This window comes from Bradyrhizobium amphicarpaeae, assembly GCF_002266435.3.
GTDB lineage: Bacteria > Pseudomonadota > Alphaproteobacteria > Rhizobiales > Xanthobacteraceae > Bradyrhizobium > Bradyrhizobium amphicarpaeae.
This window is the reverse complement of the sequence record NZ_CP029426.2, coordinates 6,735,971-6,754,572: the sequence shown is the minus strand read 5'-3', so window position 1 is coordinate 6,754,572 and position 18,602 is coordinate 6,735,971. Positions and strand designations below refer to the sequence as shown.

The 18,602-nt window shown below is 65.3% G+C and carries 17 protein-coding genes; 15 read left to right on the top strand and 2 right to left on the bottom strand.

The window, feature by feature from the left end; all coding sequences use genetic code 11:
- The first annotated feature begins 67 nt into the window (after nt 1-67).
- The 5 genes from CIT40_RS31720 (at nt 68) to CIT40_RS31700 (ending at nt 5,965) form a co-directional block, all read left to right on the top strand.
- Nucleotides 68-886, top strand: coding sequence for an alpha/beta fold hydrolase (locus CIT40_RS31720; RefSeq protein ID WP_094892518.1), 819 nt, complete (start codon nt 68-70; stop codon nt 884-886).
- Between the two features lie 18 nt (nt 887-904).
- Nucleotides 905-1,432 (top strand): DUF309 domain-containing protein, encoded by a 528-nt coding sequence (locus CIT40_RS31715; protein WP_094892517.1) that lies wholly within the window; start codon nt 905-907, stop codon nt 1,430-1,432.
- 111 nt (nt 1,433-1,543) lie between these two features.
- Entirely contained in the window at nt 1,544-3,232 is a 1,689-nt protein-coding gene (boxC, locus tag CIT40_RS31710; RefSeq protein ID WP_094892516.1) for a 2,3-epoxybenzoyl-CoA dihydrolase, read from the top strand.
- 161 nt (nt 3,233-3,393) lie between these two features.
- Nucleotides 3,394-4,845 (top strand): benzoyl-CoA 2,3-epoxidase subunit BoxB, encoded by a 1,452-nt coding sequence (boxB, locus tag CIT40_RS31705; protein WP_094892515.1) that lies wholly within the window; start codon nt 3,394-3,396, stop codon nt 4,843-4,845.
- A 130-nt stretch (nt 4,846-4,975) separates the two neighbouring features.
- Complete coding sequence (locus CIT40_RS31700; RefSeq protein ID WP_094892514.1) at nt 4,976-5,965, top strand: alpha/beta hydrolase; 990 nt, start codon at nt 4,976-4,978, stop codon at nt 5,963-5,965.
- 227 nt (nt 5,966-6,192) lie between these two features.
- Here the strand turns inward: CIT40_RS31700 and CIT40_RS31695 are convergent, their stop codons facing one another.
- Nucleotides 6,193-6,993, bottom strand: coding sequence for an SDR family oxidoreductase (locus tag CIT40_RS31695; protein ID WP_094892513.1), 801 nt, complete (start codon nt 6,991-6,993; stop codon nt 6,193-6,195).
- Nucleotides 6,994-7,264: 271 nt separating this feature from the next.
- Nucleotides 7,265-8,323, bottom strand: a complete 1,059-nt coding sequence (locus tag CIT40_RS31690; protein ID WP_094892511.1) for a polysaccharide deacetylase family protein — start codon at nt 8,321-8,323, stop codon at nt 7,265-7,267.
- 164 nt (nt 8,324-8,487) lie between these two features.
- Between CIT40_RS31690 and CIT40_RS31685 the strand changes: the two genes are divergently transcribed.
- The 10 genes from CIT40_RS31685 to phoB all read left to right on the top strand — a co-directional run bounded on the left by CIT40_RS31685 (nt 8,488) and on the right by phoB (nt 18,505).
- Nucleotides 8,488-9,882, top strand: a complete 1,395-nt coding sequence (locus CIT40_RS31685) for an OmpA family protein (protein ID WP_094892510.1) — start codon at nt 8,488-8,490, stop codon at nt 9,880-9,882.
- Between the two features lie 2 nt (nt 9,883-9,884).
- A complete protein-coding gene (locus tag CIT40_RS31680; protein ID WP_162307772.1) occupies nt 9,885-10,181 on the top strand; it encodes a hypothetical protein in 297 nt (98 codons plus the stop codon).
- A gap of 462 nt (nt 10,182-10,643) precedes the next feature.
- On the top strand, nt 10,644-11,696 hold the full coding sequence (locus tag CIT40_RS31675; protein ID WP_094892508.1) for a lysylphosphatidylglycerol synthase domain-containing protein: 1,053 nt from the start codon (nt 10,644-10,646) through the stop codon (nt 11,694-11,696).
- A 29-nt stretch (nt 11,697-11,725) separates the two neighbouring features.
- Nucleotides 11,726-13,024, top strand: coding sequence for an ATP-binding protein (locus tag CIT40_RS31670; RefSeq protein WP_094892507.1), 1,299 nt, complete (start codon nt 11,726-11,728; stop codon nt 13,022-13,024).
- A gap of 144 nt (nt 13,025-13,168) precedes the next feature.
- Nucleotides 13,169-14,182, top strand: coding sequence for a phosphate ABC transporter substrate-binding protein PstS (gene pstS / locus CIT40_RS31665; RefSeq protein ID WP_094892569.1), 1,014 nt, complete (start codon nt 13,169-13,171; stop codon nt 14,180-14,182).
- Nucleotides 14,183-14,382: 200 nt separating this feature from the next.
- On the top strand, nt 14,383-15,372 hold the full coding sequence (gene pstC / locus CIT40_RS31660) for a phosphate ABC transporter permease subunit PstC (RefSeq protein WP_162307771.1): 990 nt from the start codon (nt 14,383-14,385) through the stop codon (nt 15,370-15,372).
- A gap of 4 nt (nt 15,373-15,376) precedes the next feature.
- A complete protein-coding gene (pstA, locus tag CIT40_RS31655; protein ID WP_094892505.1) occupies nt 15,377-16,228 on the top strand; it encodes a phosphate ABC transporter permease PstA in 852 nt (283 codons plus the stop codon).
- Nucleotides 16,225-17,046 carry a phosphate ABC transporter ATP-binding protein PstB gene (gene pstB, locus CIT40_RS31650; protein WP_063199660.1) on the top strand — a complete coding sequence of 274 codons (822 nt, stop codon included), beginning with the start codon at nt 16,225-16,227 and terminating at the stop codon, nt 17,044-17,046. The genes pstA and pstB overlap by 4 nt, the downstream gene beginning before the upstream one ends.
- An 11-nt stretch (nt 17,047-17,057) precedes the next feature.
- Entirely contained in the window at nt 17,058-17,774 is a 717-nt protein-coding gene (phoU, locus tag CIT40_RS31645; protein WP_094892504.1) for a phosphate signaling complex protein PhoU, read from the top strand.
- Nucleotides 17,775-17,797: 23 nt separating this feature from the next.
- Nucleotides 17,798-18,505 (top strand): phosphate regulon transcriptional regulator PhoB, encoded by a 708-nt coding sequence (phoB, locus tag CIT40_RS31640; protein ID WP_014491300.1) that lies wholly within the window; start codon nt 17,798-17,800, stop codon nt 18,503-18,505.
- The last annotated feature ends 97 nt before the right edge of the window (nt 18,506-18,602 follow it).

Below are 18,602 nucleotides of genomic sequence, written 5' to 3'. Positions count from 1 at the left end.
GCGTAGCGACCCTCCCCCTCCAGGGGAGGGTGGGCACTTTCTCAGTGGTTATGAATGGGCTTCAACCATGACCAACCTCACCCCTACCGGTTTCCTCAGCATCGGCAGCGCCAGCCTCGAATATAAATGGCTCGCGCCCGCATCTGCCGACGCCCCCACCATCGTCATGCTGCACGAAGGTCTCGGCTCGGTCGGGCTCTGGGGCGACTTCCCCGAGAAGCTGCAACAGGCGACCGGCGCCGGCATCTTCGCCTATTCGCGCGCGGGCTACGGCCAGTCGAGCCCGGTGAAATTGCCGCGGCCGCTCGACTACATGCAGCGCGAGGCGCTGGACGTGCTGCCGAGGCTGCTCGACGCGATCGGCTTCAGGCGCGGCCTGTTGCTCGGCCATTCCGACGGCGCCTCGATCGCGACGATCTATGCCGGCGCGCATCAGGATCACCGCCTGCAGGGCCTCGTGCTCCTCGCCCCGCATTTCATCGTCGAGGACATCTCGGTCGCATCCATCGCCGCGATCAAGACCGCCTACGAGACCACCGACCTCAAGACGAAACTGGCGCGCTGGCACAAGGACGTCGACAACGCCTTCTACGGCTGGAACGGCGCCTGGCTCGATCCGAAATTCCGTGATTGGGACATCTCGGAATACCTCGCCTATATCCGCGTTCCCATTATGGTCCTGCAGGGGGCAGGCGACCAATATGGGACACTGCGTCAGGTCGAAATTGCCCAGGAAGAGTGCTACTGTCCGGTCGATATTAAAGTCATTTCAGACGCGGGCCATTCCCCGCATCGTGAAGCGCCGGGGGCGACGCTTGACGCGATTGAGCAATTTGCAAGAGCGGCCCTGCGCGACGATCAGGGACTCGGGGTGCGCGCCGCATGACCATGCGGAGGCACATCCATGAGTGTGCCTTCGCATGCGAGCGGCGGTCCATTGCCGTGGCCGCGCTGGGCCTATGTGCCGGGTGAGACCGGCGAGGTCGATTCCGATGACGAGACGCTTGGCTTGGCCAAGGCGATGGTGCCCTCGGCCTTCCGCGGCTACGTGCCGGCCCGCCACCCGGCGCTGCGCTACGGGCTCGCGCTCAACGACCGCGGCTATTTCTGGGAAGCGCAGGAGGTGCTGGAGACCGTGTGGGCCGCAGCCCCTCAGAGCGGCCGCGAACGCATCCTGCTGCGCGCCTGCATCCGTATCGCCAATGCCAATCTGCGGCTGCGCATGCAGAAGGCGCATTCGGCCGCGCGCCTGTTCGGCGACGCCCTGACCGAGCTGCGGGCGCTGAGCGCGCGCAAGGTCGCCGTCGGCGGCGATGGTTTCGTCGAAAGCTTCCCGGTCGCGGCCGTGGTGGCGCTGCTCCAGGCCAAGATCGGTCGCCCGCAGCTCTCGAAGGCCGACTGGATCGCGCTTGGCGCCATTATTCGGTCCTAGCCGATTGCATGAAACAAAGTGCATGTGAACGCGCTTAAGGGCTGGACGCGTGCCAAAAGATGCACTATTGTGCATCTAACGCTAAAACCAGAACGAGCTCAAGGGTGGCCCATGGCCGGGGAAGATCGGCGCCTCGCAGGCGGCGCGACATTCATCGATTTCCAGACCGAACCGTCCCGCTACAAGCACTGGAAGCTCGCGGTCGAGGGTGACGTCGCGACGCTGACCATGGACGTGGACGAGAACGGCGGCCTGTTCGAGGGCTATCTGCTCAAGCTCAATTCCTACGATCTCGGCGTCGACATCGAGCTGGCGGACGCCGTCCAGCGGCTGCGCTTCGAGCATCCGGACGTGAAGGTCGTGCTGCTGCGCTCGGCCAAGAGCCGCGTGTTCTGTGCCGGCGCCAACATCCGCATGCTCGCGGGCTCCACGCACGCCCACAAGGTCAATTTCTGCAAGTTCACCAACGAGACCCGCAACGGCATGGAAGATTCGTCGGAGAATTCCGGCCAGCGTTTCATCACCGTGGTGAACGGCTCCGCGGCCGGCGGCGGCTATGAACTGGCACTCGCGACCGACCACATCATCCTGGCCGACGACGGCTCGTCCGCCGTCGCCCTGCCCGAAGTGCCGCTGCTCGCGGTGCTACCGGGCACCGGCGGTCTCACCCGCGTCGTCGACAAGCGCAAGGTGCGCCGCGACCACGCCGACTTCTTCTGCACCATCGAGGAGGGCGTCAAGGGCAAGCGCGCCGTGCAGTGGCGCCTGGTCGACGAGATCGTGCCGAACAGCAAGCTCGAAGCCAAGATCGCCGAGCGCGCCAAGGAGTTCGCGGCCGCCTCGAAGCGCAAGGGCAGCGGCAAGGGCATTACGCTCTCCCCCCTCAAGCGCGTCATCGACGAGACCAGCATCCGCTACGGCTTCGTCACCGTCGACATCGATCGTGCCGCCCGCATCGCCACGATCTCGATCAAGGCGCCGGAGGCTGCTCCGCCCGCCGACATCGACGGCATGATGGCGCTGGGCGCCTCGTTCTGGCCGCTCCAGGTCGCGCGCGAGCTCGACGACGCCATCCTGCATCTGCGCATCAACGAGCTCGAGATCGCGATGCTGGTGTTCAAGAGCCACGGCGAGCGCGCCCATGTGCTCGCGCACGATGCTTTCCTCGAAGCCAACAAGGCGCACTGGCTGGTCAACGAGATCAGGCACTACTGGAAGCGCGTGCTCAAGCGCATCGACGTCACCTCGCGCACGCTGGTGACGCTGGTCGAGCCCGGCTCCTGCTTTGCCGGCACGCTGGCCGAGCTCGTCTTCGCCGCCGACCGCTCCTACATGCTGATCGGCACGCGCCAGGGCGACAACCGTCCGCCGCCGTCGATCGAACTCTCCGCGATGAATTTCGGCCCCTATCCGATGAGCCACGGCCTGACGCGGCTGGAGTCGCGCTTCCAGGCCGATCCGTCCGACGTGGAGCGGGCGGAAGCGACGATGGGCACCGCGCTAGATGCCGAGCAGGCCGAGGAGCTCGGCCTCGTCACCTTCGCGCTCGACGACATCGACTGGGACGACGAGGTCCGCGTGTTCCTGGAGGAACGCGCCAGCTTCTCGCCCGACAGCCTCACCGGCATGGAAGCGAGCCTGCGCTTCGTCGGCCCGGAGACGATGGAATCGAAAATCTTCTCGCGCCTGACCGCGTGGCAGAACTGGATCTTCCAGCGCCCCAACGCCGTCGGCGAGGAAGGCGCGCTTCGCCGCTACGGCAGCGGGCAGAAGCCGAAATTCGATATGACGCGAGTCTAGGAGTTGACGTCATCCTGAGGTGCGAGCGTAGCGAGCCTCGAAGGATGCAGGAAAGAAAGTTTGCGATACCGGCATCCTTCGAGGCTCGCGCAAGGGCGCGATCTCCTCAGGATGACGGCGGAGCGAGCCGATATGCCAGCACGGTAGACAGGAGCACGGCCATGAATATGAACATCATGAACGTCGACTACTCGACCAAGATTCCCAACAACGTCAATCTCGCCGAAGACCGCCAGGTGCTCAAGGCGCTGGAGGGCTGGCATCCCGGCTACATGGATTGGTGGAGCGACATGGGGCCGGAAGGTTTCCAGGAGTCGCTGGTCTATCTGCGCACCGCCTATTCGGTCGATCCGCGCGGCTGGGCCAAGTTCGACTATGTCCGCATGCCCGACTATCGCTGGGGTATCCTGCTTGCGCCGCAGGAAGAAAATCGCGTCGTGCCGTTCGGCGAGCATTATGGCGAGCCGGCCTGGCAGGAAGTCCCGGGCGAGCATCGCGCCATGCTGCGCCGCCTGATCGTGATCCAGGGCGACACCGAGCCGGCCTCGGTCGAGCAGCAGCGCCATCTCGGCAAGACCGCGCCCTCGCTCTACGACATGCGCAACCTGTTCCAGGTCAATGTCGAGGAAGGCCGCCATCTCTGGGCGATGGTCTATTTGCTCCAGAAATATTTCGGCCGCGACGGCCGCGAGGAAGCCGATGATCTCTTGCGCCGCCGCTCCGGCGATGCCGATGCCCCGCGCATGCTCGGCGCCTTCAACGAGGCGACGCCGGACTGGCTGTCCTTCTTCATGTTCACCTATTTCACCGATCGCGACGGCAAGATGCAGCTGCACAGCCTCGCGCAGTCGGGCTTCGATCCGCTGTCGCGCACCTGCCGCTTCATGCTGACCGAGGAAGCGCACCACATGTTCGTCGGCGAGACCGGCATCACCCGCGTCGTGCAGCGCACCTGCGACGCCATGCGCGAGGCCGGCATCACCGACCCCACCGACATCGCGAAAGTCCGCGCGCTCGGCGTTATCGATCTGCCGACCATCCAGAAGAAGCTGAATTTGCACTATACGCTGTCGCTCGATCTGTTCGGCTCGGAGGTCTCGACCAACGCGGCGAACGCCTTCAACGCCGGCATCAAGGGCCGCTATCACGAGACTCAGATCGAGGACGATCACCAGCTCAAGAACGCCACCTATCCGGTGCTCAAATTCGTCGACGGCGAGATCAAGCTTGTCGACGAGCCAGCGCTGACCGCGCTCAACATGCGCCTGCGCGACGATTACAGCCAGGATTGCGTCAAGGGCCTGCTGCGCTGGAACAAGGTGATCACGACCGCGGGCTACGACTTCCAGCTCAAGCTGCCGAACGTCGCCTTCCATCGCCATATCGGCGAGTTCAAGAGCGTCCACGCGACGCCCGACGGCCTCCTGATCGACGATGCGACCTGGGCGAAGCGCAAGGATGATTGGCTGCCCTCGACCGCCGACGGCGACTTCATCACCTCTTTGATGCAGCCCGTCACGGAGAGCGGCAAGTTCGCCTCCTGGATCTCGCCGCCGAAAGTCGGCATCGACAACAAGCCCGGTGATTTCGAGTACGTGAAGATCGAGTCGTAGTCAGCTTCGTTGATGCGGCAATGAACGAGTGCGTGGCGCCCGATGGGTCGCCGCGCGCTTGATCGGCCTCAACGACCTGACGGCCTCGTGCGTATAGCAATGCTCCAGCGGTCCCGCTGGAGCATTGCGTATGTGGCCTCTTGTCGTCGAAATCGCGCTGATCTCGATCGCCGTCTATCTTGCGATTGCAATGGTCTTGATCGCGTGGCCGACGCCGGCGCCATCGGCTGCACCGGGCACGGCGACGCGCGAGCTGGACAGCCTTGTCGCAGGCGGCGAGCTCGCGGAGCCGGCTGCGCCTCGCCACTTCGCCGCGCGAGACGGCGCAATTCGCTTGTATCGGGTCTATCCCGGTACGGGTAGCGACGTTCTGGTTTTCCTGCACGGATCGAGCAGCGACGGCCGCTATCTGGCGCGCCTTGCCAATGCCCTGGTCGCTTTGACCGGACTGACGGTCGTCACGCCCGACATGCGCGGTCATGGCTCCGAGCCGGGACGTCGCGGCGACATCGAGGCGGTCGATCGCCAAGAGCAGGACATCGCCGATCTGATCGCAGTGCTGCGGACGCAAAATTCGTCCGGCCGCTTTCTGCTCGGGGGCCATTCGATCGGGGCCGGCCTCGCCATCCGCGATGCAGCGGGTCAGGAGAAGCCCAAGCCCGATGGGATGGTGCTGATCGCGCCCTATATCCATCGCAGGTCACCCGCAGCCCGCCCGAATTCAGGTGGTTGGGCGACGCCGTTCGTTCCCAGGTTTGCCGGGATCGAAATGTTGCAGCGGTTCGGCATCCATATCTTTGATGGACTGCCCGTGCTGCGTTTCGCAGTGCCGCCCGCCGCGCGAGATGGTATCGAGACTCCGCTCTACAGCTGGCGGCTGTTCGCATCGGTCACGCCGCGGCCAGACTGGCGCGACGATATCCGTCGCATCGATTGTCCGGTGCTGGTTCTGGCGGCGGAACGGGACTCGATTTTCCGTTCGGAGGGCTATCGCACGATCTTCGAACCCCTGGCGCGTGCGACCGTCGAGGTCATCCCGGCGATAGATCACTTCCAGCTCGTCACCAGCGAGGAGGGGCCACCGCGCGTCGCGCGATGGCTGAAAGAAGCCGTGCGGTAATCGGCCTCCAGCGACAACAGGCCCGGCGATTTCGCCTATGTGAAGATCGAGTCGCAGGCGTTAGGGCGAACGCTCGCACAGCACGAATGGTGTCATCACCCGCGAAGCGGTGATCCAGTATTCCAGAGGCGGCGGAGATAAATCGAGACGCTGCGGCGTTCTGGATGCCCCGGCCGAGCCGGGGCATGACTGCTGAGTGTGAGGCGCGCTCTGCTGGCTCGCGACACCTACCCCGCAATCTCCAGCCCGGCATTCGCGTACACCACGCCGCCATCCACCGCGATGGTGTTTCCGACCACGTAATCGCCCGCACGCGAGGCGAGATAGATGGCGACGCCCGCCATGTCCTCGTCGCTGCCGATCCGGCGCGACGGAATGCGCTTGGCGACTTCGTCCGAATGGTCGCGCGCGGCACGGTTCATGTCGGACTTGAAGGCGCCCGGCGCGATCGCGGTGACGTTGATGTTGTCCTTGATCAGCTTGGTCGCCATCCGTCGCGTCAGGTGGATCACGGCGGCCTTGCTGGCGGCGTAGGAATAGGTCTCGCCCGGATTGACGAAGATGCCGTCGACCGAGGCGATGTTGATCACCTTCGCCGGCCGTTCGTGCGAGGCCGCCGCGCGCAGCGGCTTGGCCAGCGCCTTGGTCAGGAAGAACAGCGACTTGACGTTGAGGTCCATCACCTTGTCCCAGCCGCTTTCGGGGAACTCGTCGAAATCCGCGCCCCAGGCCGCACCCGCATTGTTGACGAGGATGTCGAGCTTGGGCTCCAGCTTGATGATCTCGGAGGCGAGCCTGTCGCAGCCTTCGACGGTGGAGATGTCGATCGGCAGTGCGATGCATTCGCCGTCATATTGCGCGGTGAGCTCCTTGGCGGTCGCCTCGCAAGGGCCGGCCTTGCGCGCGGTGATGTAGACCTTCGCGGCGCCGGCACCGAGAAATCCCGCCGCGATCATTTTGCCGATACCGCGCGAGCCGCCGGTCACCAGCGCGACGCGGCCTTTGAGCGAGAACAGATCGTTGAACATGGTACCTCCCTTGGTTGACGGTGTTTTGGGCGGGCGGGGGAGGGGAGTCAAGGAAAGGGCGCTTAACTCAGACGTGAGTGGGGCGCGACAACGGCCCAACCAATTCGGTGTCGTCCCCGCGGAAGCGGGGATCCATAACCACAGGGAGAAGTTTGGCGATGACTCGTCGTTCGGTACTTCTACCAAACGCGATCGATAAATTCCGCGGTATGGGTCCCTGCGCCCGTGCGCAATTGCGCACTAGGCAGGGACGACAGCAGAGTTTCGGCGCCTAAGCCGCCGCGATCCGCCGAAAACCGTTCCACATCGCGGTCGCGGCGCCCGAGGTCAGCACCGGCAGGATCCGCGCGTCCTGGTAATTGCCGTTGAGCGAGACGCGCGGCAGCGCCGTCATGTGGGCGGCATTGTCCGCGAACAGCATGCCGGGCCGCGTCGTCACCGCGGTCTTGAAGCCCGCCGTTGCAGCAAGGCCGAATTCGCGTACGCCTGCGGCCTCGCGATCGCCATAGGGATAGGCGAGATGCAGCACGGGACGGTCCAGCGCCTGCTCGATCCGCGCGCGGCTCGTGACGATCTCCTGCGTGGCGATGTCTTCGGCCAGCTTGGCGAGGTTGCAATGGCTGATGCTATGCGCGCCGATCGTGACCAGCGGATCGGCGGCAAAGCTCCTCAGCTCGGCCCAGGACAGGCAAAGGCTGCGGCACAGCGCTGCCATGTCGACGTGGTGCGTCGCGCAGAGCGCCTCGATCTCCCGCTTGAGATCGTGCTCGCCCGGCAGCGCGCGGAGCCAGTCGTGCAGGCGGTCGAACGCTGCCTGCTTGGCCACAGGCGTCGTCGCATCGAGCCGCAGCGCGGAATGGCCGATGGTGACGTCGATCTGCTCGGCCTTGGCGATCACGGCCTCCAGCGCCGCCCACCACAGCCGTCCGGTGCCCTCGGCAAAATCGCTCGCGACATAGACCGCGAGAGGCGCGTCAAATTCGCGCAGCACGGGCAGCGCGTAGTCGAGATTGTCACGATAGCCGTCGTCGAGGGTGAAGGCCGCGAAGCGGCGGTCGAACCGGTCCTGCACCAGCCGCTCATGCAGCTCGTCCATGCTGACGATGTCGATGTCGCGCGAGCGCAGATGGCACAGCGTCGCGCGCAGGAATTCGGGGGTGACTTCGAGATGCCGGTTCGGCTGGAACGCGGCCTCGCGGGCCGGCCGCACGTGGTGCAGCATGAAAATGGCGCCGACACCCGACAAGAGCGGGCGCAGCAAATGGTGCGCGCCGCTGAAATAAAGAGCTCCCAGCCCGGCGCGGATGACGTTGTTACGCAGTTGTTTCATGATCCGCTGGCGAACTCTGGCATTCCGCCCTCAACTTACGGAAGAACCCTTGAAGAAAAAGTTAGTCTGATTGTCGAGCCCGCGCCCTCGGAAGGGCACCATTTCCGGTTTGACAGCCTGCCAAGGGTTTGTTTTGTCTCCGTTTCCAGAGTTCGGGTCGTAGAATGCAGAAGCTTTTTAGGTGGGCCAGCAAATGGTGGTTGGGGCTAATTCCCCTGGCCGTCATGTGGGGATTTGCGGCCTGGAATAACACCTTACCGGTCGAAGCCGACCTGTCGGCCCGCAGCTCGGCCGCGCTGAAGGATACCGTTCTGGACAAGACCCGGATCGCGGTGGACGGCCGCGACGTCAGCCTGGCCGCGGACGCCTTCTCCGAGGAAGGGCGCCGGGACGCCGTGATGGCGGTCGAGACCGTTCCCGGCGTGCGCCTGGTCGACGACCGGACCCGCCTTGTTCCCGAGGCCAAACCCTTCGTCTGGAACGCCGAGCGCGACGTGGTGCGGGTGACGCTGTCGGGCTCCGCGCCCTTGCCGTCGATGAAGGGCCGGCTGACCGAGGCGGCCCGCAAGGAGGTCGGCGGCGGCGAGGTGGCCGACCAGATGGGGCTGGCGCGCGGGGCGCCGCCGCGGTTCGAGGCCGCCGCGATGCTGCTGCTGGACCAGATCGGCAAGCTCAAGGACGGCAAGATCACGATCACGGACACCAAGGTCAATCTGTCGGGCATGGCGCGCGATCTCGGCGGCCGCGAGGCGATCGCGGCGGCGCTGAAGAACCTGCCCGAGGGCTTTTCGGTCGCCGCCAACGACGTCAAGGCGCCGCCCTATATCTTCCAGGCCTACAAGGATCCGGTCGCCGCGACCGTGACGCTGACCGGCTACGTGCCCGACAACACCGTCCACGCGGCGATCGCCACCAGCGCCTCGCGAAAATTCTTCACCGAGAAGGTCGTCGACAACCTCAAGGCCAGCGTCGGCGCGCCGGGCGCCTTCAGCACCGCCGTGATCGCAGCGCTCGGCGCGCTGTCGCGGCTGTCGACCGGCACGCTCGTGGTCTCCGACCGCGAGGTGAAGCTGTCGGGCGATGCGCTTTACGAGGCGGCCGCGAACGACATCCGCGCCGGCCTCGGCAAGGACTTCCCGAAGAACTGGCAGTACAAGCCCGAGATCACGGTGAAGCCCGCGGCAGGCCCGGTCGACGGCACCGTGTGCCAGCAATTGTTCACGGACCTTCTGGCCAAGGGCAAGATCCGCTTCGCAACCAAGCGCGCCGACATCGATCCGGATTCCGCCGCCATCCTCGATCATCTGATCGAGACGGCGCTGCGCTGCCCCACCACCAATGTCGAGGTTGCCGGGCATACCGACGCCGACGGCGAGGACGGCTTCAACCGGGCTCTCTCGGAGAAGCGTGCGCAGGCGGTGATCGACTATCTGGTCAAGGCCGGCCTGCCCGCCAGCCGCTTCACCGCGGTCGGCCATGGCAGCACGCAGCCGGTCGCCGGCAACGATACCGATGACGGCAAGGCGCAGAACCGCCGCATCGAATTTCTGGTGAGGTGACGATGCCCTATCTCGTGTCGTTTCATATGGGCTGGCTGATCGGCTCGGTGCTGCTGGGCTTCTGCATGGGCTGGATCTCGGTGGTCCAGCGCGGCAACGGCACATCGAAGGTGACGGCGCGCTGGCTCGCCGCGCTCGCCGTCGCCCTGGTCGCGGCCTCGTTCGCCCATGTCGTTCCCGGCCGCTTCGGCTACTGGCTCGATCTCGGCCTGATCATGTTCGCCTGCTACCTGGTCGGCTGCACCATCGGTGCCTGGCTACGCGATCGCGTGGTCTCGCGCAGCCAGCCTGCGGCCTGACCCTGCGCCCCCCGCGAGGATCGGGCTGCCGTCGCGCCGCGACCTTCCGGCGCATCGGAAATCCGTGAATGAGTCCCGGATCGCCCCCCTCTTTCAACAGCCGGGCGGCGCTCATAGATTGACGTTGACTTAAGGCGCGAAGGAACATTGGGCGGCCGAAATCATCAAAACTTCATGGCGCCTGCGCAGGATCGCCACGGAGATTCGCCTCAGGTCCTGCCGCCGAAGGCGCCAAACCGTGCATCAGGAGCCCGCAACCCTGCCTAAAATATTGAATGCACGTGTTTTTGTTCGAATTGGCGAATTCCACTCCGCTCTAAAACGCGCTAGTGGAGGGGCAGGGGGCATGCGCGATGCCGGAGCCGGCGGCGAGGGTTCGTTGAGTGCCGGTCGTTGAGTGCCTGTGCGTCGTCTGCCTGTTCGTCGGCCACCCTGGCCGCTGAAGCGTTGTTCGAGGTCTAGATGCTGGAAGCCATACGCAGAGCGGTGTCGTTTCTGCGCCAGAAGCAAATCCTGCATAAGCTTGGCGTTGTGGTCAGCGTCGCGGTCATCGGCATCGCTTGCTATGTGCTCTACCACATGCTGCGAGGCATCGATTTCAACGAAGTCCTCGAAGCGATCAAGAGCACCGAGCCGCGCCAGATTGCGATGGCGGCGCTGTTCGTCACCGCCGGCTATTTCACGCTGACCTTCTACGACCTGTTCGCCGTGCGTGCGATCGGCCATGCCCATGTGCCCTATCGCATCAACGCGCTCGCCGCCTTCACCAGCTATTCGATCGGTCACAATGTCGGGGCATCCGTCTTCACCGGCGGCGCGGTGCGCTACCGCATCTATTCGGCCTACGGCCTGAACGCGATCGACGTCGCAAAGATCTGCTTCCTCGCCGGCCTGACCTTCTGGCTCGGCAATGCCGCCGTGCTCGGCCTCGGCATCTCCTATCATCCGGAGGCCGCCGCCTCGATCGACCAGCTTCCGCCCTGGCTGAACCGGGCGCTGGCGATGATGATCATCGCGGGGCTGGTCGCCTATGTCGTCTGGGTCTGGACCCATCCGCGCGTGGTCGGCCGCGGCCCCTGGACGGTGGTGCTGCCGGGCGGTCCGCTGACGCTGCTCCAGATCGCGATCGGCATCATCGATCTCGGCTTCTGCGCGCTCGCGATGTATGTGCTGGTTCCGGACGAGCCCAATCTCGGCTTCGTCGTGGTCGCCGTCATCTTCGTCTCGGCCACCCTGCTCGGCTTCGCCAGCCACTCGCCCGGCGGGCTCGGGGTGTTCGACGCCGCCATGCTGGTCGGCCTCTGGCAGATGGACCGCGAGGAGCTGCTCGGCGGCATGCTGCTGTTCCGCGTCCTCTATTATCTCTCGCCCTTCGTCATCTCTGTAATCTTGCTGACGTTTCGCGAAGTTATCATCGGCGCACGGTCGAAGCGCCTGCAGCAGGCGGCACTCAAGCTCGACCCTGGCCCTGCGCCTGAAGCCGCCTATGTGAGAGAGCGCAGCGACAAGTCTTAGGACCGGTCCTGCAGGAGAAGTCCGCCCCGATGGCGATCGACGCCCCATCTTCTCCCTCCGCGCAGCCCTGGTCCGACCGGCTGCGGCATTCGACCGTGATCCTGATCGCCGCGGCGCTGGCGCTGTCCGTCGTGGTCTCGCTCGACGAATTGTCGGCGTTTCATGCCGCGATCGTGTTCCTCTGCATCGCGGCGGCAGCCTTGATCCCGTGGCGGCTGCATGATCCCGCCGCATCCCGCGACGAGGTCAGGCGCATCAATCCGGTCGAGAGCGCGGCGGTGGCCGCGGTGGTCGCCGGCATGCCGGATCCGGCGGTGCTGCTCGACCGCGCCGGCCGCGTCATCCACCTCAACGCCGCCGCCGCCCAGCTCGCGCCGGCGCTGCGCCGGAACGAACTCGCCCAGTTCGCGCTGCGCTCACCGGAGATCATCACGGCGTTGCGCGAAGCAATCGCGACCACCGAGGCCCGGCGCGCGACCTATCTCGACCATGTCCCGGTCGATCGCTGGATGGAGCTCATGATCACGCCGGTGCCGGTGCCGACCAGCTTCGGCGGCGCCGACAAATGCATGCTGATGACCTTCCACGACCAGACGCCGCTACGCCGGGTCGAGGAGATGCGCGCCGACTTCGTCGCCAATGCCAGTCACGAGCTGCGGACGCCGCTGGCGGCGCTGTCGGGCTTCATCGACACGCTGCAGGGCCAGGCCAAGGACGATCCCAAGGCGCGCGAGCGCTTCCTCGGCATCATGCACAATCAGGCCACCCGCATGGCGCGCCTGATCGACGACCTCTTGTCGCTGTCGCGGGTCGAGCTGTCGGCCCATGTCCGGCCCGACACCCTGGTCGACCTGCTGCCGATCATCCGCCAGGTCGCCGACGGGCTCGAGCCGCTGGCGCGCGAGCGCCAGGTCGAGGTCGACATCCAGTTGCCGGAGGGGCCGGTGATGATCGCGGGCGACCGCGAGGAGCTGCTCCGCCTGTTCGAGAATCTGATCGAGAACGCGCTCAAATACGGCGCCTCCGGCGGACGCGTCATCGTGTCGCTCACATCGGGCGCGGCCACTGATGGAACTCAGGAAATCCGGATCATGGTGCGCGATTTCGGCCCCGGCATCGCGCCCGAGCACCTGCCGCGGCTGACCGAGCGGTTCTACCGGGTGGACGTCGGCGACAGCCGCTCGCAGGGCGGCACCGGGCTCGGATTATCGCTGGTGAAACATATTCTTAACCGCCATCGCGGCCGGCTTTTGATCGAGAGCGTGCCCAAGCAGGGCGCCACTTTCACGGCCTGTTTTCCCCAGGCGAGGAGCCCGGCGGCGACCTGAAAAATAAGCGATTACAATCGCTTAAGTGTGTCATCCGACTGTCACGAAACCTTCGTAAAAGCACAGCCAACCGCTCCTAAAGGGGCGGCGTGGGGAGCGCGATCGGGCGCGGATGGCGCTTCGCTCCCCCGTATGGAGACCAGCATGAATTTCCTCAAAACGATCGTCGCTGCCGGCATGGTCGCCGCTTCGACGACGGCGGCCTTTGCTGCCGACATCACCGGTGCCGGTGCGACCTTCCCGTTCCCGATCTATTCGAAGTGGGCTGACGCCTACAAGAAGGAGACCGGCAACGGTCTGAACTACCAGTCGATCGGTTCCGGCGGCGGCATCAAGCAGATCCAGGCCAAGACCGTGACCTTCGGCGCGACCGACATGCCGCTCAAGGCCGAGCAGCTCGAGAAGGACGGCCTCGTCCAGTGGCCGATGGTGATGGGCGCCATCGTCCCCGTCGTCAACCTCGAGGGCGTGAAGCCCGGCGAGATGGTGTTCGACGGCGAGACGCTCGCCAGCATCTATCTCGGCAAGATCACCAAGTGGGACGACGCCGCGATCAAGAAGCTCAATCCGAACGTCAAGCTGCCCTCGGAAGCCATCACCGTGGTCCGCCGCTCGGACGGTTCGGGCACCACCTTCAACTTCACCAATTATCTCTCGAAGGCCAGCGCGGACTGGAAGAGCAAGGTCGGTGAGGGCACCGCGGTCGAGTGGCCGGTCGGCGTCGGCGCCAAGGGCAACGAAGGCGTGTCCGGCAACATCGGCCAGACCAAGAACTCGATCGGCTACGTCGAGTATGCCTATGCCAAGCAGAACAAGCTGACCTACACCGGTCTCGTCAACAAGGCCGGCAAGACCGTGCAGCCGACCGTGGAAGCGTTCCAGGCGGCCGCCTCCAACGCCGACTGGGCCAAGGCGCCCGGCTACTACGTCATCCTGACCGACCAGCCCGGCGAGAAGTCCTGGCCGATCACGGCGGCGACCTTCATCCTCATGCACAAGGATGCCACCGACAAGGCTGCTTCGCAGGAAGCCATCAAGTTCTTCCGCTGGGCCTTCACGAAGGGCGACAAGGCGGCCGAGGAGCTCGACTACATCCCGATGCCGGACACCGTCGTCAAGCAGATCGAGAAGACCTGGGCTGCCGATATCAAGAGCTAAGCGCTCTCCTCTCGTGTCCCAGACGCGGTGCGGCCCTGGCGATGCAAAGCATCGTCCAGTGTGCCGCTCCGCAGAGCCGGGACCCACAAGAGCTGGGCCCCGGATCATCGTCGCAGCGCTTCGCGCCGCGCCGCGTCCGGGGCACGGGACCAAACAGGCAAGAACAAGTATAGTCAGTACAGGGGATCGGCGTGGCAGAAATGGCCGTTCAGAGCGATATCATCGACGACGCCGGACCGTATGATCGCGCCAAGGCCTTGGGCGCGTTCAAGCTCGGCGACGTCACCTTTTACTGGATCACGCGGCTGTCCGCGATCTCGGTGCTGCTGATCCTCGGCGGCATCATCATCTCGCTGATCGTCGGCGCTTTCCCGGCGATGAAGGAATTCGGCTTCTCCTTCCTGTGGACGCAGCGCTGGGCGCCGTCGGCCGATCCGCCGGTGCTCGGCGCGCTCGGGCCGATGTACGGCACGCTCGTCACCTCCTTCATCGCGATGCTGATCGCCATTCCCGTCGGTCTCGGCATTGCGATCTTCCTCACCGAGCTCTGCCCGCAATGGCTGCGCCGCCCGATCGGCATGGCGATCGAGCTGCTCGCCGGCATTCCCTCGATCATCTACGGCATGTGGGGCTTCTTCGTGCTGGGCCCGTTCCTGGCCAACAGCTTCCAGCCCTTCATGATCAAGATCTTCGACGGCGTCCCGGTGCTGGGCGCGATCTTCGCGGGTCCGCCGTCCTATCTCAGCACGTTCAACGCCGCGCTGATCCTCGCCATCATGGTGCTGCCCTTCATCACCTCGATCTCGGTCGACGTGTTCAAGACGGTGCCGCCGGTGCTGAAGGAGGCCGCCTACGGCGTCGGCTGCACCACCTGGGAGGTCGTCCGCAGCGTGGTGATCCCCTACACCCGCGTCGGCATCATCGGCGGCATCATGCTGGCGTTGGGCCGCGCGCTCGGCGAGACCATGGCGGTGACCTTCATCATCGGCAACTCGTTCCGCATCTCCTCATCGATCTTCGCGCCGGGTACCACGATCTCGGCGGCGATCGCATCAGAGTTCGCCGAGAGCGACGGCCTGCACCAGTCCGGCCTGATCCTGCTCGGCCTCTTGCTGTTCGTGCTGACGTTCTTCGTGCTGGCCGCCGCGCGGCTGATGCTGATGCGGCTGGACAAGAAGGCGGGGAAGTAAGGTCATGGCCCTCAATCCGATCTATTCGCGTCGTCGCCGCACGGACATTGTCATCCGCGGGCTCTGCTTCGCCGCGGCTGTCTTCGGCGTCACCTGGCTCGCGCTGATCCTGATCACGCTGCTCTTCAACGGCCTTGCCGGTCTCAATCTCGAGCTCTTCGTCGCGGATACGCCGCCTCCGGGTTCGACCGAAGGCGGCCTGCGCAACGCGATCGTCGGCTCGATCATCATGACGGTGATCGGCGTCGGCATCGGCGCGCCGCTCGGCCTGTTCGCCGGCACCTACCTCGCCGAATACGGCCGCAACGACCGCCTGACCTCGGTGATCCGCTTCATCAACGACATCCTGCTCTCGGCGCCCTCGATCATCATCGGCCTGTTCATCTACGGCGCGGTGGTGGTGCCCATGCGTGGCTTCTCCGCGATCGCGGGCAGCCTGGCGCTCGCCGTCATCGTGATCCCGGTCGTGCTGCGCACAACCGAGGACATGCTGCTGCTGGTGCCGAATCCGCTGCGTGAGGCGGCCTCGGCGCTGGGCCTGCCGCGCTCGCTGGTGATCAAGCGTATCGCCTATCGTGCGGCCCGGTCCGGCCTCATCACCGGCGTGCTGCTCGCCACCGCCCGCGTCGCGGGCGAGACCGCGCCGCTGCTCTTCACCGCGCTGTCGAACCAGTTCTTCAGCCTCGGCCTGAACAAGACGATGGCCAACCTGCCTGTCACCATCAACAACTTCGTGCAGAGCCCCTACGCCTACTGGAAGCAGTTGGCGTGGAGCGGCGCGCTGCTCATCACCCTGACCGTGCTTGCCCTGAACATTGGCGCGCGCATCCTTGGCGCCGAGAGGACCGCAAAATGAGTGATCTTTCCGTATCGATGAGCGCGTCCGGCGGCCTGCCGCAGGCGCCGGTGCTGCCCGAGGCGCCCGCCAAGGTGACGGTGCGCAACCTCAACTTCTATTACGGCGAGCACCACGCGCTGAAGAACATCAACCTGACGCTCGGCGCCAACCGCGTCACGGCGTTCATCGGCCCGTCGGGCTGCGGCAAGTCCACCCTGCTGCGCATCTTCAACCGGATGTACGACCTCTATCCGGGCCAGCGCGCCACCGGCCAGCTGATGCTGGACCAGACCAACATCCTCGACCCCAAGCTCGACCTCAATCTGCTGCGCGCCCGGGTCGGCATGGTGTTCCAGAAGCCGACGCCGTTCCCGATGACGATCTACGAGAACATCGCTTTCGGCATCCGCCTCTACGAGAAGATCTCGAAGTCCGAGATGGACGACCGCGTCGAGAAGGCGCTGCGCGGCGGCGCGCTGTGGAACGAGGTCAAGGACAAGCTCAACGCCTCCGGCCTGTCGCTCTCGGGCGGCCAGCAGCAGCGCCTGTGCATTGCCCGCACCGTCGCGGTGCGCCCCGAGGTGATCCTGTTCGACGAACCCTGCTCGGCGCTCGACCCGATCTCGACCGCCAAGGTCGAGGAGCTGATCCAGGAACTGTCCGAGAACTACACGATCGCGATCGTCACCCACAACATGCAGCAGGCCGCGCGCGTCTCCGACAAGACCGCCTTCATGTATCTCGGCGAGCTGATCGAGTTCGACGACACCAGCAAGATATTCACGTCGCCGACCGACCGGCGCACGCAGGACTACATCACCGGCCGGTTCGGCTGAGGAGACGGAACATGGGTACCGAACATACCGCAAAGGCCTTCGACACCGACCTCCAGGAGCTCACGCGCCTGGTCGCCGAGATGGGCGGCATCGCCGAGCGCATGATCGTCGATTCGGTCGATGCGCTGATCCGCCGCGACGTCGCGCTCGGCCAGCGCGTCGTCGCCATCGACGCCGATCTCGACGCGCTGCAGAAGCGCATCGAGGAACGCGCCGTGCTCACCATCGCCCGCCGCCAGCCGATGGCGGTGGATTTGCGCGAGATCGTCGGCGCGATGCGCGTCGCGACCGACCTCGAGCGGATCGGCGACCTCGCCAAGAACATGGGCAAGCGCGTGGCCGCGCTCGAGACCGACTTCCATCCGCTCAAACTGTTCCGCGGCCTCGAGCACATGACCGACCTCGTGCAGCAGCAGGTCAAGTCGGTGCTGGACGCCTATGCCGCGCACGATCTGCCGGCGGCGATGGCGGTGTGGAAGGGCGACGAGGAGGTCGACGCGATCTGCACCTCGCTGTTCCGCGAGCTCCTCACCTACATGATGGAGGATCCGCGCAACATCTCGTTCTGCATCCACCTCATGTTCTGCGCCAAGAACATCGAGCGGATCGGCGACCACGCCACCAACATCGCCGAGACCGTGTTCTACATGATCGAGGGCCAGGCGATCACCGACAAGCGGCCGAAGGGCGACATGACCACCTTCGCCACGACGATCCCGAATACCTGAAGACTTTAAGGAGCGACGACACCATGGGCGCACGCATTATGGTGGTTGAGGACGAGGAAGCTCTCACCGAGCTGCTTCGCTACAACCTCGAAGGCGACGGCTATGACGTCGAGACGGTCATGCGCGGCGACGACGCCGACACCCGCCTCAAGGAGCACATCCCCGATTTGATCGTGCTCGACTGGATGCTGCCGGGCCTGTCGGGCATCGAGCTGTGCCGGCGCCTGCGCACCCGGCCCGAGACCAAGCAGCTGCCGATCATCATGCTCACCGCGCGCGGCGAGGAGAGCGAGCGGGTGCGGGGCCTTGCGACCGGCGCCGACGACTACATCGTCAAGCCGTTCTCGGTGCCGGAGCTGTTGGCGCGCGTGAAGGGCCTGCTGCGGCGCGCCAGCCCCGAGCGGCTCGCGACCGTGCTGGCCTATGGCGACATCGAGCTCGACCGCGACAAGCGCCGCGTGGCGCGCTCGGGCCGGCCGATCGATCTCGGCCCGACCGAATATCGCCTGCTGGAATTCTTCCTGGAGCATCCCGGCCGCGTGTTCTCGCGCGAGCAGCTGCTCGACAGCGTCTGGGGCCGCGACATCTACATCGACGAGCGCACCGTCGACGTCCATATCGGCCGCCTGCGCAAGCTGCTCAATCTCGGCCGCGAGCAGGACCCGATCCGCACCGTCCGTGGCGCCGGCTACGCGCTGGACGATCGCTTCGCCAAGGCGGAGCAGGCGTAGGGGCTGCGTGCGTTGGGTTTGGCGGACTGCCGCCACACCCTCAGTGTCGTCCCTGCGAATGCAGGGACCCATAGCCACAGGGTGTGGTTTGTCGAAA

Excerpts from the sequence above, each read along its gene's own strand:
- boxC (WP_094892516.1), top strand. The coding sequence starts at position 1,544 with ATGGCCGGGGAAGATCGGCGCCTCGCAGGCGGCGCGACATTCATCGAT.
- CIT40_RS31715 (WP_094892517.1), top strand. The coding sequence starts at position 905 with ATGAGTGTGCCTTCGCATGCGAGCGGCGGTCCATTGCCGTGGCCGCGC.
- CIT40_RS31690 (WP_094892511.1), bottom strand. The coding sequence starts at position 8,323 with ATGAAACAACTGCGTAACAACGTCATCCGCGCCGGGCTGGGAGCTCTT.
- CIT40_RS31700 (WP_094892514.1), top strand. The coding sequence starts at position 4,976 with ATGTGGCCTCTTGTCGTCGAAATCGCGCTGATCTCGATCGCCGTCTAT.
- phoU (WP_094892504.1), top strand. The coding sequence starts at position 17,058 with ATGGGTACCGAACATACCGCAAAGGCCTTCGACACCGACCTCCAGGAG.
- CIT40_RS31695 (WP_094892513.1), bottom strand. The coding sequence starts at position 6,993 with ATGTTCAACGATCTGTTCTCGCTCAAAGGCCGCGTCGCGCTGGTGACC.
- pstA (WP_094892505.1), top strand. The coding sequence starts at position 15,377 with ATGGCCCTCAATCCGATCTATTCGCGTCGTCGCCGCACGGACATTGTC.
- phoB (WP_014491300.1), top strand. The coding sequence starts at position 17,798 with ATGGGCGCACGCATTATGGTGGTTGAGGACGAGGAAGCTCTCACCGAG.
- CIT40_RS31675 (WP_094892508.1), top strand. The coding sequence starts at position 10,644 with ATGCTGGAAGCCATACGCAGAGCGGTGTCGTTTCTGCGCCAGAAGCAA.
- CIT40_RS31680 (WP_162307772.1), top strand. The coding sequence starts at position 9,885 with ATGCCCTATCTCGTGTCGTTTCATATGGGCTGGCTGATCGGCTCGGTG.
- boxB (WP_094892515.1), top strand. The coding sequence starts at position 3,394 with ATGAATATGAACATCATGAACGTCGACTACTCGACCAAGATTCCCAAC.
- pstS (WP_094892569.1), top strand. The coding sequence starts at position 13,169 with ATGAATTTCCTCAAAACGATCGTCGCTGCCGGCATGGTCGCCGCTTCG.
- CIT40_RS31670 (WP_094892507.1), top strand. The coding sequence starts at position 11,726 with ATGGCGATCGACGCCCCATCTTCTCCCTCCGCGCAGCCCTGGTCCGAC.
- CIT40_RS31720 (WP_094892518.1), top strand. The coding sequence starts at position 68 with ATGACCAACCTCACCCCTACCGGTTTCCTCAGCATCGGCAGCGCCAGC.
- CIT40_RS31685 (WP_094892510.1), top strand. The coding sequence starts at position 8,488 with ATGCAGAAGCTTTTTAGGTGGGCCAGCAAATGGTGGTTGGGGCTAATT.
- pstC (WP_162307771.1), top strand. The coding sequence starts at position 14,383 with ATGGCCGTTCAGAGCGATATCATCGACGACGCCGGACCGTATGATCGC.
- pstB (WP_063199660.1), top strand. The coding sequence starts at position 16,225 with ATGAGTGATCTTTCCGTATCGATGAGCGCGTCCGGCGGCCTGCCGCAG.